Annotated in this window: 10 protein-coding genes and 1 riboswitch; of the genes, 2 read left to right on the forward strand and 8 right to left on the reverse strand. The window is 60.7% G+C overall.

The features are described 5' to 3' along the window. Positions 1-119: 119 nt before the first annotated feature. The 5 genes from ABIB66_RS28150 to ABIB66_RS28170 form a co-directional block, all read right to left on the reverse strand. Positions 120-2,456: a TonB-dependent receptor gene (locus tag ABIB66_RS28150; protein WP_502918336.1), complete on the reverse strand. Its 2,337-nt coding sequence runs from the start codon at positions 2,454-2,456 to the stop codon at positions 120-122. A 267-nt stretch (positions 2,457-2,723) separates the two neighbouring features. Next, a riboswitch (cobalamin riboswitch) is annotated at positions 2,724-2,930 on the reverse strand. Between the two features lie 144 nt (positions 2,931-3,074). Next, positions 3,075-3,866, reverse strand: coding sequence for a DUF4198 domain-containing protein (locus tag ABIB66_RS28155; protein WP_354256259.1), 792 nt, complete (start codon positions 3,864-3,866; stop codon positions 3,075-3,077). Continuing rightward, complete coding sequence (locus ABIB66_RS28160; RefSeq protein WP_354256262.1) at positions 3,863-5,797, reverse strand: TonB-dependent receptor; 1,935 nt, start codon at positions 5,795-5,797, stop codon at positions 3,863-3,865. Before ABIB66_RS28160 ends, ABIB66_RS28155 begins: the two co-directional genes overlap by 4 nt. Positions 5,798-6,544: 747 nt before the next feature. Continuing rightward, on the reverse strand, positions 6,545-8,755 hold the full coding sequence (locus ABIB66_RS28165) for a TonB-dependent receptor family protein (RefSeq protein WP_354256449.1): 2,211 nt from the start codon (positions 8,753-8,755) through the stop codon (positions 6,545-6,547). A gap of 55 nt (positions 8,756-8,810) precedes the next feature. Beyond that, complete coding sequence (locus tag ABIB66_RS28170; protein ID WP_354256265.1) at positions 8,811-9,194, reverse strand: DUF2946 family protein; 384 nt, start codon at positions 9,192-9,194, stop codon at positions 8,811-8,813. Between the two features lie 494 nt (positions 9,195-9,688). On the opposite strand from ABIB66_RS28170, the gene ABIB66_RS28175 reads away from it, so the two are divergent. Together ABIB66_RS28175 and ABIB66_RS28180 are read left to right on the forward strand one after the other, a co-directional pair. Continuing rightward, complete coding sequence (locus tag ABIB66_RS28175) at positions 9,689-9,880, forward strand: hypothetical protein (protein ID WP_354256268.1); 192 nt, start codon at positions 9,689-9,691, stop codon at positions 9,878-9,880. Between the two features lie 1,609 nt (positions 9,881-11,489). After that, on the forward strand, positions 11,490-12,146 hold the full coding sequence (locus tag ABIB66_RS28180) for a recombinase family protein (protein ID WP_354256271.1): 657 nt from the start codon (positions 11,490-11,492) through the stop codon (positions 12,144-12,146). A gap of 594 nt (positions 12,147-12,740) precedes the next feature. On the opposite strand, the gene ABIB66_RS28185 is transcribed toward ABIB66_RS28180, so the two are convergent. The 3 genes from ABIB66_RS28185 to ABIB66_RS28195 form a co-directional block, all read right to left on the reverse strand. Beyond that, positions 12,741-14,033: an AAA family ATPase gene (locus ABIB66_RS28185; protein ID WP_354256274.1), complete on the reverse strand. Its 1,293-nt coding sequence runs from the start codon at positions 14,031-14,033 to the stop codon at positions 12,741-12,743. Next, a complete protein-coding gene (locus ABIB66_RS28190) occupies positions 14,020-14,826 on the reverse strand; it encodes a DUF7146 domain-containing protein (protein ID WP_354256277.1) in 807 nt (268 codons plus the stop codon). The genes ABIB66_RS28185 and ABIB66_RS28190 overlap by 14 nt, the downstream gene beginning before the upstream one ends. Before the next feature lie 98 nt (positions 14,827-14,924). Beyond that, positions 14,925-15,659: a hypothetical protein gene (locus ABIB66_RS28195; RefSeq protein WP_354256280.1), complete on the reverse strand. Its 735-nt coding sequence runs from the start codon at positions 15,657-15,659 to the stop codon at positions 14,925-14,927. Between the last annotated feature and the right edge of the window lie 205 nt (positions 15,660-15,864).

Below are 15,864 nucleotides of genomic sequence, written 5' to 3' on the forward strand. Positions count from 1 at the left end.
CGTAAAATGCGTCAGGGCCAGCGCTTCAAAGCGCGGCTCAACGAAAGGCCCAGCGGCCAAATCCATTGCAGCCAACTTTTGCAACAAAATCGGCCAACAGCAGACGACATGCGCACCTCCTACCACTTGAAAGAAGCCGCCACCTCGTAGCTCCGCGGTGCGCCCAGGATAATCTGGTCGGTGTAGCCGGGGTCGCCCCAAGCCGCGTAGAGCTTGTTGGTCAAATTCCTAACGCGGATGCTCAAGCGGGTCCGATCGAGACTTGGGAAGTACACCTTGGGAATATCGACAAACGCAAACGCATCGAACGTGGTGTAAGCGTTCATAGTGACGAGATTGTCTTGAAAGTTATAACGGTCACCGACGTGACGCATCAGGCCGCCGATCTCGACCGGGAGTGTCGTTTCAAAGCGATACGACGCGCCGGCATTGGCAACGAAATTCGGCACGTTAGGCGGCGTCTTGCCCGAATAGGACTGGAACACGCCGTTGCCATCGACATAGCTGAAATCGATGAAGCGCGACTGCACGAAGGCGACATTGCCCCACAGTTTCAGGCCGCCGACCGGGTTGATCGCGGCGGCGATCTCCATGCCCTTTGCTTCGATCTTGCCGGCGACGTTGAACACGATGCCGCTCTCGGGGACATAGACGTTCTTGCGCTCGATGTCGAAGGCCGAGAATGTGGCCTCGGCGCGCTTGTCGGCCGATTGCAGTTTCACCCCGGTCTCATAGGTCCGCGATGTCGTCAGGAGCAGCGGCACCGACGGCGCCAGGATGAAAATGTTGGCCACCGTCGGGTCTGCCGCAGTCGCGTACTGGCTGTACAGCATCACGCCAGGGGCGACGTCCCAGGTGTAGCCGATGCGGCCGGTTACGGGATTGAACGTCGTCGAGAAGGGATAGCCCTTAGCGGATTCAAGCACTCCACCGGGATCAAACCGCGCGCGGTCCAGCTTGATGTCCTCGAACCGGATGCCGCCGATCAGGGCGAAGGTCGAGGTCAGTTTGAGCCGGTCCTCAAACGACAGGGAGGTCGTGTCGAGGTGCGTGTAGATCTTCTCGTCGCTGCGCGGGCCATAGAGGCCGCGATCCGGATTGAGGAGATCGACGTAGTCCGATGAGAACAGCGTGTCCTGCGAGACGTTGAATTGCGAGCTGCTCGCAGCCACGGTGGCGACGAAACGGTTATCCATGCCGGCCAGATTGGAATTGACGGTAAGGTCTGTGATGTTGCCGTAGAGCCGTTGCGCGTGATCGAGCGCCAGGCGCTCGCGATAGATGCTCTGCGCGCCCGCGAAATTGCCTACGGTCTGATCAAATGAGGTGATCTCGTTATTGAACCAGTGCCGGTGGGCGTCATAGCCGTAGACCTGGCTCTTGAGGGAGATGTTGTTGGTGATGTCCCATTGAAAGCCGCTTCGCAGCCACAGCTCGTTCGCCCCGCTGCGATTGTCGAGCACGTTATAGTTCGTCGTCAGCGTGCGCGCATCGACCGTCACCGGGACCGGCGTGCCGCCGCTGAGGTAGTAGTTGCTCCACTGGCCCGAGACGACGCCTGATGTCGGCACAATGCCCGGCGCATTGGCCGGCACCAGAGGCGTGCCCCAATAGAAGCGGTCCTTGTCCTGCCTGTACTCGGCCGCGCCCCAGACCTTCAGGCTGTCGTTGACGCGATAGTTCAGCTGGCCCGAGACATTGCTGAGCTTCGAATAAGTGTCGTCGATAAATCCCTTGTTGTTGAAATGACTGATGTCGAAGCGGTAGTCGAGCCCGTCGATCAGTGTGCTGCCGCCAGAGCCATAGCCAGCGCGATAACCGTTGAAGGAATCGTAGGAGGTGAAGGTGTCATTGATAACAGGCCCGGTGTGCGGCGCCTTGGTGACGTAATTGATCGCGCCGCCGGTCGCCCCTAAGCCGGCTACGAGTGAATCCGGCCCCTTGATGATCTCCACCTGCTGCAATCCGGCGACATCCATGGGGCGGCCGGTCATGGTCGATGGGCCGATTGGGATGCCGTTGTACAGAGTGCTGATCTGGTCGCCGGAAAACCCCCGCATTGAGAAGATGGCGGGTGCACCCGGAGCGTCGCCGCCGGTCACGCCGGCCGCCGCTTTGGCGACGTCGGTGGTCGTCCGGATGCCAAGTTCCTGCATAACGCGCTGGTCGATGACCTCGACGGTCGCGGGCATTTGCCGCGCCGTGATTCCGAGCCGGGAGCCGACGTCGGTGACGGCGGCCGTGTTCAGCGGCGTCTGAATCGGGCCGCTCAATGGCTGGGTTGCTGGGACGGCGACGACCGGACCGGACAGATTGCGCCCCGGGGCGCGGCGGGCCGTCCGCGGCTTTTGAGCGCCCGCGCTGACGCCGGGAGCCCGCCGCGCAGCAGGTGGTGAGACGATCACGGGCTCCACCTCTCGGGAGGTATCCCGGGCGGCGGTCTGCGCTCTTGCCATGGGGCACAGCGACGTAGAGAGCAGCAAGACCAGCCAGGCAGACCTCGTCCGCTGGATGCTGCGTGTGAGGCCCTGAGAGATGCCCCTATCGTCAAGCGAAAATGCCGGCGCAATGCCGCTGCCGAAATGAAGATGTTGCACAAGAACGCTCTGCGGCGACGCAAACAAACCGTCACCGCGGTTGCCTTAGTCACCTGCCTTCGCCCCAAGCGGCAGATGCACCGGCTAGTTGTCCGACATCGAGGCACCCCGCCCAATGCGTTCGCGCGTGACTTATGGCTGGCAGCAGGTTTCCTGGCTCGCGGGTCATCGCCTTCGACCGCCTTCCCAGAGCCCGAGCAGGGCTCCAGTGGTTCGTTTGGTCGTCGGCTATCCGCTTACAGTTGCGGGGGCAGCCGCGGAATTGCCCGCCGAGACGGACGCACCGCATTCCCTTGAAGAGTCCTTGCAGACACTACCGGTCACGAAGGTGGCATCTGCGCGATGGGCCGTCAATATTCGTGTGGCCCTTCACGCATGCCGTCGTTCAAATCGTACCAGTGTGTTGCTGGTTTGCCCGACCGGCGGCTCGGGCCGGTGAACAGGATAGCCTTTTCCAGAAGCTGTGAGGCCGACGAGCTACCGCCCCCTCTCGCTGGCGATCACACCAAACCAGAGCGTTGCATTGTAAAGGTCGGCGGTCGCTTGATCCGGTGTAACCGATGGGGCGGCACGATGATCTATCACCAGCAGATGGGGGCCGGGCTTGGCGATGGGAATTGTCACTATGCCATCGGCGTCGGTCTTGAATGTAGGTATGTCTTTCTCCGCGACGGGGGTTTTGCCGTCGCTGCGTTCGACCTCCGCATCTGACAGCGGCTTGCCGCGAAACAGTACCTTAATCTTGAGTGCCTCCCCCGGCTGGACTTTGGCCGGGTCCGATAGCGGCACAAGCTCCAGGTCATGTCCAAGCAGCTCGGGCCACGGCGCATCGGCTCCCGTGATGGCCTTTGCGAACTTAGCGGACCAGACGCTTTCAACTGCGTCTGGCACCAAGCGCCGCGTGGCATTCCGGAAGACGCCGCCCGTCGTCTTGATCCAGAAGCCATTGTCGTAGCGGGCTGCAAGCAGCGTATGGCCGTCATCGAGGAACGGCTTTGTTCTTGCGATCTGGAAGCCGTTTTCCGACGCGGCCGCAAGACCGTCCAGAAGCGAGCTGCGCCCGCTCTGCGTGATCGCAAAGATGTCCACGACCTTGTCTGCGAACGCGGGAGGACGGTCGTCGGGATGACCGTAGTTGACGACGACACGGCGAGCGCTCGCCGGTCCCGACAGAGTGAGCCAGACATCGTGGGCGAGTGACGGAGCGAGCGAGCCGAGCAGCAGGGCGATCGCGAGCGGCAGGCATTTAACGAGACGGGAATCGATCATTTAGTTACCAGCTTTGGGGCGGCCGCCGCCATGGCGGTCGGGAAGCGATAGGTCACACCCGCCAGCACGGCGAGTGTCGGCTGCGCGCTCACGAAGATGTCGGAAGTTTTTGCCCCCACCGGATCGCCGAAATTGATTGCGATCTCGCTCACACGATCGCCGGGATACCAGGTAGCCTGCGTGAACGCTGTCCAACCCTCGGGCCATGAATAAGCAAGCTTCCCGGTCACGCGCGAGTACGGCGAGGTCGTGATGAGCCCATCCTGCGTCAGGTTCTTCTTGCCCACGAAGGTGACGTAGGCGGAGCCGGACACCGTTTGCGCATTGCCCGTCGCGAGCTTGAAGTCGACGCCGATATTGGCAACGTAGTCCGGCACGTTCGGGACGAAGTACGAAGGAGCTGCATCGATGAGGCGCGCCGATATCCCGACAAAATTGGCGAACAGGGACACCTCGTTGACCGGGTCTCTGAGTACGAACCAGCGGGCGTCGACGTCATATCCGCTGCGCTGGGCCTTGCCCAGAAAGGTAACGGGCAAGCCGGGAGCTGACTGAAATGCCTCGTTGGCCGAATCCGTCGTCCAGTAGCTGGCGAATAGCTTGAAGCGGTCGATGATGAACTGAATGCCGCCTTCACGGCTGAGGACCTTGAAAGGTTGAATGCCGGGGTTGCCGATCAGCTCGGCTGGCACGTCGATGCTGCGGAAGCCCTCGCCATAGTTGGCGAACAATTCGAGCCATTTCACCGGCGTTATGGCGAGGCCGACCTTGGGGCTGGCGATGCCGTTCGAAATGTTGGGCGTGCCACCGAATGTGATCCGGTCATCGATATCGTAGTAGAATTGGTCGTAGCGTCCGCCGGCCGTGAACTTCAGCCAAGGAAGCGGCTTGATTTGGACCTGACCGAAGCCCGCGACGTTCGTCTCGGTCAATCCCACGTTGACGGCGACGGGACCTGACACAGCGCGTGCGATGGTCGGCGCCTGAAAGGCCTCGATGAAGTCGGTGCGCCAATTGCTGCCCAGCAGCACTTGAACCGGGATGTCATCGCCTATTGCGCCGCTCCAGACCTTGCTGACACGGCCGCCGACCATGGTGCGGTCCTCGTGCTGGGCCCGCTGTCCGCCGCCGAAATCGGCGAATCGGTTCGAGAATTGGTGACTGACGAAGAACGCGCCCTTCAGCTCTTGATCCTGAGCGCCGGAAACGTAGTTCGTAACGAAGTTCTCAAGCTGCTTATTGCCGCCGTCGGTGGGATTGGTTGCCGAACGCTCGGAAATAATGCCGGCGGCAATGGCGTCTCGGCTGGCATATCCGGGTGAACCGTATTCGGTGCCGTAGGCCTGCGCTCGAAACGAGACCGTCGCGCCGTCAGGCAGCGTGGTCGTGACCTTGTTGAACGAATTGTAACGATCGATGAAGCTGTTATCCCGATATCCATCGGTGCGATAGGCTTCGAGCGCGAGATAAGGGAGCCACGCACCCTGTGTCGTGCTGTAGGTGGCTACGCCTCGCGCTGTCCCCTGAGTGCCGCCGGAGATTCCGAGGGTCGAAAACGGCTCCGCCTGCTTGGTGGCAATGTTGACCGAGCCGCCCATGTTGGAGTCGCCGTATTCGACCGAGAAGGGCCCACGCACGATCTCGATGCTCTTGATCGTCTCGGGGAACAAGACGTTGAGGTCGGCATAGTTCGGCGTGTGTAGCGAGGAGACCTCGTTGAGCGGAACACCGTCGATGTGATAGGCGATGTCGCGGCCATGTTCGGCATCGGTGTAGCCGCGTAGCGAGAGGCCATAGCCGATGCCGCCCTGGCCGTAATTGGAGACGTTAAAGCCGGGCAGAGGCCGGAACAGATCCCCGTAGGTGGCGACGGCAAGCCGACTTATAGCGGGCGCGTCTACGACTGTTGTGGCCGCTGGCAGCGCAGTCACCGCATTAGATAAGTCGCCCCGCCCTGGCGAGGCACCGGCGCCGGCGGACAGGAGCGGTCCTGATTGCTGCGATGATGGCTGCGAGACCGAAGAGCGCGGGCGCGTGCTACTCGGTGCCGCAGTCTCGGCTCGCCGCGTGCGTTTGGGCACCGCTGCCGGCGCGGAGACCGTCACCGGCGGCAGTGAGCCCGCCGACAGCCCCGTCTGAGCGTGGACTGAATCTACAGCCCAAAAACCCGTCAAGGCCACGGCAGTCAAGGTGGTGCCCCAAGCGACTGTACGCACACTGATCCGCCTGCACTGATAAGGTTCGGGCCTGAAGCCGAACCTCAATGGTATGACTTGGTCTAGGAATTAATATATCAAAGTATGAGGAAGAAAGTCGATCGTCATACTCTGGCGTTGTCCAAAGGGGCGTTATGGTCAAGCTGCGGTTGAGGCAAGATCAGCTCGTGCTCGGTTTCCAAGCGACAATGGCATCTGGCGACTGAGGCGCTCTTCGGCTTAGGGCCACATCCGGACTCATGCAGCGCAACATGATCCCATCCAGCTGTTCGACTGTGAGACAGCGTCCGGGTTATCAAAACGCGACCATGCAGCAGTCCTTCGGTTTCGGCCTCTGCTCCTCTTCCGCTGCCAACATCCCAGCAAAGTCTAGCAGACGGACGCAAGCAAAAGCGCTCGAAGGCTCGCCGTGGTCCTTTCTCGGTCGGAAAAGAACCCAAATGCGGCGCCGATCTCCTGTGCTCACCATCGATACCTCACGCCGGCGTAGACGGCCCTGCCGTTTCCGGGCTCGAACAGAGGTGACGTCGGTGTTGCCCGATCAATAATGCTTGCGCTCGCGATATAGGCCTTGTTGGCGATGTTACGCGCCTCAATGTAGCCGGTGACTGGACCGCCATTGTCGAAGCCGGCCTTTAGGCCCCAAATCGCATAGGCCGAGCTGATCAGCGTGTTGGCACTATCGACGAAGTAGGCTTGCGGCACCCATTCCAGATTGGGTCCAAAATAGAGACCGCTCGGGTGCTTGTACAGCAGTTCGGCACGCACGAAGTGGCGCGGCGCGCCTGGTAGCTGATTGTTGCCGAACACCGGATCGTTGTCGAAGCGGAAGTCGTTGAGCGTGTAGGCTACGTTGAGCCAGATCTTGTCAGACACCGGTCCGCTCACGAAGACGTCGCGGAAGATCGCGGCGCCTGCGCCCGCCTCAACACCCTGATGGATGGTCTTGTTGGCGTTGGTGACATTGCAGTTGCCGAACGCGCTGTAGAGGCACAGCAGCTCGTCGTCGATGTTCGCGCGATAAAATGCAATCTCCCAGGCGTAGTCGGGCCGCTTCATGCGGGTTCCGATTTCGTAGGTCGTGGCGGTTTGCGGCTTGATCAAGAAGAACGGGATGTTGGGCAAGGTCGGGTTCAGGAAGTTGGGGCTCACGCTCTCGCCAAAGCTAGGCACCTCCGCGCTGCCTGAGACGTTGCCAAACACCTGCCAAGTTGGATCGACCTGCCACAGCAGGCCTACCTTCGGGCTCCACAGGCTAAAGGTGCTCCGACCATCGACGTCGCCATTGGTCGAAAAATTCACTTGCTGATCGCGCACCGCGAACAGATATTGCGTGCCCGCCACGAAAGCGACGTTCGGTACGAAGTAGAACGAATTCTCCGCATAGGCGGAGTAATTTCGTGGCTTCTGCAACAACGACGAGGTCGGCGTCCCCTTGAAGCCACCGACATTGACGAATTGTTGCGCATCAATGGTGCCGTTCAGGATGTTGAAGCCGGCGACGAATCTATTGCGGAATCCGCCGATGAAGCGATCGTCCGTGACCTTCGCGAAGGCACCATAGTCTTTGTACCGATAGTCGAGCCATTGAAAGATCGGATGCATCAAGTGCCGATCGACCCCGAACGCCCCGAGTTCAACCTGGGTATCCTCGAAGCGAATAGTCGTCTTGTTTGCTATCCGCACGGTGTCGATATTGCGCTGCCAATCGTTAGCGACGTTGATCGGAGCCGCCGAAGTGGGTGAGGTCAGCGCCGTGGTTCTGTCCACACTGCCCGGAATGCGCTGGCGTACCTCGTTCGCGTTGAAATAGAACCGCGTTTCGACGTCCGGCGATATCTGATAACCGATATTGCCGTTGATGCGGTTGCTCGATCCGAAGCTGTGATCTCGAAAGCCGTCGGATGCCTGCGTCGAGGCAGTGACAAAGCCGTCCCAAGGGCCGTTCGCACCGCCGGCATTGGCTTGCAGTCGCTTGAAGCCGAAGGCACCCAGATCGAAGGACACGCCGTTTGGAAGCGGATCGCGGCCGGTGGGGATGACGAAGTTGATGGCACCGCCCAGGGAATTAGCCCCGTATTGCAGCGCGTTTCCGCCCTTGTAGACAGCTACGTATTTGTAGGCCGTCGGATCGATCTCCTGAAAATCACCGTAGCCATCTGCCGTGTTGATGGGGATGCCGTCCATGTAGAGCTGGACGCCGCGCAGATGGAAATTGCGCGACAGGCCGGAGCCGCGGATCGAAAGGCGGGTGTCGTCACCCCATTTCGGCTGGGCGAATACGCCCGGGACGTAGTCCAAAATGTCCTTGATCGTGTTCGAGACCGTCGAGTTTCTGTAGGCCTCGGCGGGCACGATGGCCACGCCGCCAGGTGTGTTGTTGATTTCTTTGAGCGCCTGCTGTGCCGAGAGGACGCCGAGCGCCACGCGCGATGCGCCTATCTGGTCGCCCGCTGATTGGACCGGTGCGGCCGGCGCCCGTCTGGCACGCGCCGTTCGCGGTGAACGATTCGTATCCCGGGATGGTCGGCTAGTTGCATCACGCTTTTGCGGAGGGGCTTCAACAGTGACAGGCGGCAACTGCTTCTGCCCGTTTGATTGTGCGTTTACTGGTGAAGAAAGGATGGCGCCGGCGAGCGCACAGACTAGTAGCCGCCGTACAGCGGATGACATGGTATTCAAACTCCCGATCGAACTGACGAATATTGGCGCTGGTGTAGCGCTGCTGTCAGATCAGGAAGGGAGGCGCGCGAGATTGATGATCGTGCGATCGAAACGGCGCAACTGACCCTTCTTCGAACGCAAAGGCGATGACCACCTCAACATATTGACGGTCAGCGAGGCCGGCTTGTGGCGGCGGAAGCGCGGTCGGAGTGTGAGGCACGACGCATGATGGACAGTGTATCGCGAGCTTCTTGCCGCTGTTGTCCGTGCCTGTCCGGCCGGCATCCAAATCGCCACTGCTGCTACACAATTCGTGAGCCGCGGCTGCCGCGGCGGGTGAAACGCCTGCAGCGAGCATACTGGAGAGGATGAGATTGAAAACGAGGGCGTAGGCCGCAATGAATGCGGCCCCGCAGCCGATCCGCCGCTTGTGAACGAACCTCATCATCGCGTGATCCCCATACCAGCGCTACCACAGGGTATGGCCCACTCAAACGCTGTAGGAGTAAAATTCGGCCGATCGTGTGCCAAGTGTTGCACCACTACCACTAACCCAGGGCTTCCCCTTTCTTGCAACGCGCGGCCGGACCATACATTTGGGTCACAAGCGGCAGTAGGCGCCAACGTCGGTCGACTCCGGTTCACCCCTCACAGCCGACGAGACACGTCTTGAGCGACCTTCAGCTGAGGGCCACCAGGCGGTTTGGCGAGGCGCTGTAAACTTCCACTCCAACTCATAGAGCGGACGCACTCGGGTCCGGGCGGCGAATCCATTCAGACGGACGAAGCCTAGACAAACTTGGAAAGTAACAGCTAGTCATTCGAATGGGGTGGATTCCGAATTGGCTGCGACGGGCAGATGTCAGGCTGCGGCCTAGGGCCGGCGCTCAAGTCGACTTACAACCGCTGTCGGAGCGCAGTGCCCGATGGCTGAAGGCAAACTTGTATCGCTTCCCGGGCGCGGTGTGGTCGCTGAAGCGGAGCTGTGTGGAACTCGCAGAGGGCGACGTGATCGCGCTGCATCTTGTTGTCGAGCGGATCACGGAGGCCGGGCTGAAGGTGCGGCTGTCGGGCCGCCTTCGCGGCTGGGACGGTGCATCGCCTGTTTGGACTTTGCTGGTGCGCAAGCGTTAGCGGATCGGACCCTCGTGAACGTGCCGCGACGAATGACTGCTTGGGGACAGAGTGTCGGTTTGGGAGCGAGCGCGGTATCTGCTCTTCATTCGGAAACGGGATTGCACCGGCCAAGCTCTGCACGTCAGCTGCGGGTCAAAGGCAGCGGTAGAGGATGCGGATTGTGAGCGGGTTTCCTAATGACGTCCGGCGATGGAAGGTCATGCCGCTTGACCGGGAGCGGCCTAGCGGCGACCGTGATGGCGCGGCGCAGCGGCATTTTCCTGTCGCCAGCGCGGGGGAGCCCGAGCAACGCGCAGACGCTCGCTGATGGAGACCGAGCACCCGCGAGACCTGGCGATGGACCGTCACGCTGGGTCCCGTGGGGCGTCATCACCAGCAGCGATAGCCAGTTGATGCACCCGTCGCGCCGCGGACATCCAGACGCAATCCGACGAGTTCATCATCGCTGAGCGGCTCGAGCGGACGGAACGGGCACCACGCTGTAGATGATTTTTCCCCACCGCCACAAAGGGTTCGCGGTTCGCCCCGCAAAACCTACGTGCGGTCGGGAGAAGAATCTTCCAAAAGCGAACATGCCGCGAACAGTTATGGCCGCAGCGCACGGCTTCCATGTGCGTGACGAGTCGTGCTGCGCCCGGCGCTCCGTCCGTAGGCCGGAATGGAGAAGTCTGCACCCGGCGAGGCAGTCCGCGCCGGCGGTTAGAGCCCTGCCCTGGCCAGTTCAGCCCGCTCGAAGGAGCCTCGTCTCTCGCTCCTGAACAATGATCTCCCGAACTTTCGATCGCCCACCTCGGACCAGGTCGGCGGCCAAACGCGCCTCCCCCCGCCAGAAAGCTTGCCTTCTCACTTCGGGCCAGGTGTAGAAGCCGTCGGGCAAACTGGGTTGTCGAGGCGAACCAATCACAGCGTCCACGTCAGCCTGCCGCACTACGCAAAGCAAATGGCGTCGAATGTTTATGCGGCGGCCCCAGACAACTTCTTCGCGCTCGTCGTTCCAATCCTCCATGTAACGAGAGGTTAGCAACCGATAGTTCTGGACGAGTGTGCTGCGGTCGAGGACCAGGACGCCGCCGTCGGGCAGGTGTCTCGTCTCTCCAGTCATGTTGCCCCAGTACGCAGCGACCTCCGGCGATCGGCTAAAGAAGACCGCAGCATCGCCTGCGGTGGCTGGCAACAATACTCCCGTGCGCATCACCAGCGGGAGGTGCCGGGTGCCATGGTAGATCACGTCTCGGCCGCGTCCACTCTTCCGAGCCAGGCGCGCCATGACGGTTTCTCTGTCCGTTCCGGGAGGCCGCTCCTTTAGTTGCGACATTGCGATCTCACTGGCTACTGTCGTCCTCACGAACAAACCATCGTGGCTTGTCGAATGTGCGGCGGCAGCAAGTCTGCAGGCCGAAAATTTTGGCGGGGGGTGTTGCGAACGTTTGAAATACTGCCCTTGGGGGCTGCCAGGGGGCGGCCGCCGAATAAATCATTGACCGAACCGACGCTGCTTCGGTTTCCCGACTCGCCAATGCTTCGGAGCTATTCCTGCTGATACACTCTTGCTGCCGGACTCCTTTTGTAACATACTGACGTTCGTCGATATGTTACGAGATTGATGATGTCGCAGCCAGTTATCGCTTACTATCGAGTATCCCGAGAGAAGCAGGGTCGGTCGGGACTCGGCCTCGACGGGCAGCGGCGGCTAATATCGGCGTTCGCCACCAACGAGGCAATGGAGATTGCTGGCGAGTTTACTGAAGTTGAGACCGGCAAAGGTGCCGACGCTTTGGAGAGGCGGCCCCAGCTTGCCGCTGCCCTACGGAACGCGAAGAAGCTGAAATGTCCGATTGTTGTGGCCAAGCTGGACCGCCTATCGCGCGACGTGGCGTTCATTGCCGGCCTAATGGCGAAGCGCGTGCCGTTCATTGTCACGGAGCTGGGTCGGGACATCGACGCATTTATGTTGCACGTTTATGCCGCGGTAGCTGAGAAGGAACGCCGAAATATTGCTGAACGCACTCGTCTTGCACTTGCGGAGGCCAAGCATCGCGGAAAGAAACTAGGCAACCCACAACAGGCCGAGGCTAACAAGCTCGCTGCAGCGGTTCGGGACGCCAGACTGCGACCTATCCTCGAAGAGCTAGAGGGATTGCCGCTTCGAGAGATTTGCGCGGAATTAACTGATCGAAGGATCCCCGCCCCGCGTGGCGGGGAATCATGGAATCCAATGTCCGTCCTACGCTCCCTACGGAGGCTCGGAATGAGGACCGGCTGACCGTAAACACTACGTGGGCGAGCGCCGCTCATAAGCACGCGTTCTGACCAGCCGCCTGCCTCTCCTCATTCGCGAGGGATCTCCCTGGGCGCCCCTTATCCTTTGCTTAGCTGCTTCCGGAACGCTGCATACTTTGCCGCGCGATTCCGGACGATAGTCTGCAAACCTCGCCCGCCGTGCTTCAGGCAGGTTGCGACGTTTCGCACGGCGACATTGCGGCATCTCACTCCCGTAGATCGGGCTGTCGCTTCGCACATGCGGCGATTCGTCCGCGCTGGCCTAAAGGCCGACTGCATTCGCGAGAGCCGCCAGTTGATATTTCCGGAGCCCGAGGTTCTGCCCATGGATCATTCTCCCCGCCTAGACAACTGTCGCCGACTGTCCTCGACAGCTGCGACAGTTCTCCATCCCCTATAGGGATGGAGAAGAACTGTCGCGAAGGCTGTCGCCCCAGCAAGACCTCCAACGATTTCATTATTTTACGCCTCATTTTCATTGTGCGACAGATCGAAATGCGAACTGTCGCGGACTACAGCGATCCACGATCCTGTCGCCAACTGTCGCGAACTGTCGCACTGCCGCAGATCCAACAGCTTAGTCGTCCTCTGGCGACAGAACCTCGAACTGTCGCGAACTGTCGCCTTCTGTCGCAACCCACCAAAACATCTTCTCGCCAGCGATTTCATCGAACTCGACCATCTGTCGCGAACTGTCGCGGTGTTTTCTTTCACCGCTCCCTACGACTCCAAGCAAATCCTCGACTGCACGCTGAAAGGCGCGGTCTATCGTCTTGTCTTTCTTGTCAGCTGGAACCACCCGCCTGTACTCATCCTTCCAGTCGTCCAAGCTGACCGCCTTGACCCTCGCATGGTTCGCCTTCGGTGGCTGCACCTCTCTAAACTTCCCGCCATCCAAACATTCGAAGAACGCCTGGCGCGCAGGCTGCCAGCGTCGATTTCTGGATGGCCGGGCAGCACCTCCAAGCGTAGCTCCTCTGAAGGCTGGGATCACGTCCGAAACCCTGGCGCCGTCGTCGCCGACATAGCTGTGGGCACCAAGATTGAAGGGGATCGGCGGCGTGAGAGGCCCATGCCGGTTCTTGGTCATCTCCAGGAGCAAACCAGACGTTTGCCCCGCCTCCCCTTTGATCATCAGCTCAATCTCCGCTGCTGCGGGCTTGGCCGACGATCCGCGCGTACCGCGGTCAGGATTCTTACCGGTATGATCGAGCACGAGCGGGGTTGACTTGAACTCGCGACCGATTGCCATCAGCTTGTCGAATATCATCTCCGCCAGATGGCTCTTGTCGGGATCGATCGGCCCCGTGATGCGTGAATATGTATCGATGACAAGCAATGCCGGCGCGAGGCGAAATCGCTTGTAAATTTCTTCGCTCGCCTGCTCCATCAGCAATCGCATGATGGGCTGAGCGTTGCGGTCGTCCAGTTTCGGAATTTCGGCCGAGGGTACGACTACTAACGGTGTGGCACGCTGCTTTTCATTGTCGACCGGCTGATATCCGCCAATGTTCTGCTCTATGCACCGCATATACGGAACCACCTGCCGCTCGCCCTCCGCCGCGAACCAGATCACGCCACCCGTCCGTGAAACAGGGTGCGCTGGGGCCAGTTCGTGGCCGGTGCCTATCGAGAAGGCGATCCGAGCAGCCGCCTTTGTTTTCCCCACGGATGTCGGCCCACTCAAAAGGTGGATACCTCCCGGAAGGTCGATCAGCAGTCCATCAATAAGATATTGCACAGGTGCAATGACCTGCTTCTGCCAACCTAACAGCAGTTGCGGCTTGCGCCGTGGCCGAACACCGTTCTCGAAAAGCGCACTTCCGCTTTCCGGTCTTAGTTGAAATCCCTCTTTGTCATCGTCTGGCACATCGGTCACTCCAGACGTCGGCTGCGTCCCACTGCTCCTTCTCGGGAAACCAGACCTGCACCTGTCGTCCGGCGCCGCGCCAACGAGTGGCGCAGACCTCTGCGGCATCAAAACCGGGCCGCTTGCCTGTCCGTGGATTGAGTGGATCATGGTCTGCCCAGATCACCAGCCGCTCAAGGCCTTCGAAGACAGGCAATGCCTTGATGCCGCTTGTTGAGCCCAATGCCCAAATCGGCCCGCTGCCCATGGCCTTGATCGAGAGCGCGGTTTCAAGCCCTTCCGCAATATGCAACTCAACCCCGTGCACTCTCTGCAGCTTCATTGCGGCGCCGCCCGCCGGGCCGAGCATCATTGGATGGCCATCCTTGCAGGCGTCGGGGGTCAGAAAGATACGCTGGATAGCCTGCACGGCATTTGAGGCGAAGCCACGCATTGCCACCACGATCGCAGGCGCCAGATCGTGGCCACGCGGACAGCGGGGATGGAAGCGCACGATGCCGGGCAGCTCCTTGGCCACGGTCCAGATCTGGCGGCGATCGAGATAGTCCTCGGCCATGGTGCCGTCGCACTCAGTGGTCTCGTCCCAGATCCGGCGCGCCCGGTCGCGCATACGCTGCTGCTCGCGATCGGCGCTGGCCTCGCGCTCGGCTGGTTGACTAACCCTGAGCGCTCCTGAGCCCTCTGGCTCGCCATGCCACAGCCCGCGCGCCTTGAGCGCGGCGATGACGTCGAGCGTCTCGCAGCCGGCGAGGCAGCGGACCTGCACCCTCGACTTGCCGTCGAACAGGATCATCGACGGCCCGGCGTCGTCATGCGCGACGCACCTGCATTTCCATTGCCGGCCAGACCGGACAGCACCGAGGGCGTGGGCGAGCTGCTCAGCGTTCATCGTCAGCTCGCGCGATTTGAACTGCCATGGATAATTTGCGTCGTCTGAGCCTGAGACCTGCCGTTGATCGGCCCCACGTCAGCCGCCCCGCTCGCGACGTCTCCGCAATACTTCTGCCACAGGCGATCTCGAGTTTCTCGAGGCAGGTCGTAGAACGAGACCCAGACGTCGCTCTCGCGCGCTCGCGCGAAATATTGGCGACCCACCTGCGTCCATTTTTCCGGAAGACCGTAGATGTCGTATGGATCGAGCACAGATCTGAATGCCCAAGCCATGATCGCGGATTGAGGGTTGATCTCAGCACCCGCTAGCTTCCACATTGCCACGAACTTTTCCGGCACGATGCTTTGCGGCAAGGTCCAATGCGCGTTCGCGACTGACAAGCCGAGCCTCTCTTCGGAAGATCCCGGCGCCAGATCGACTTCTGAGAAATTGCCTAAGACCAGTCGCTGGTTGGCCATAAGGCCGAGGATCGGTGCTAGCTCCGAGATTGGACGCAATTTTTGGTCGGGCACACAATAGCAGGCACATTCGGCTCGCGGCGCCTGCCGATACTTCGGCCGTTTACCCTCCCACCCGATGATCCAACCGCGCTCGCCGACGATTGGATCTTCATCTCTATCCTTGGGATGGACAATAAGCCCGGGACTATCAGCGGCGGCAGTCGCCGAGCGGATCTGAAGCCACTCCGTCCATCGCTTCAACACAGGATCAAGCTCTGGCAGCATGATTATCATGACGATCCTCTAGATGCTCTGACCCGCACAACACATTGGACGTGATGGTGGTTGTCGGGGCACGGGCTGGCACCTCAACGATGTCCAGTCCCACGACCATGACGGCCCTTCCGGCGAGCCCGTCGTCTGTTCTTCAGGCCGCTAGCCGGCAGCTTCACCGCTTTGCGATAGGCACGCCGGCTGGCTTGTGTGGTGGCCGACCTGC

The organism is Bradyrhizobium sp. F1.13.3 (genome assembly GCF_040548265.1).
Classification (GTDB): Bacteria; Pseudomonadota; Alphaproteobacteria; order Rhizobiales; family Xanthobacteraceae; genus Bradyrhizobium.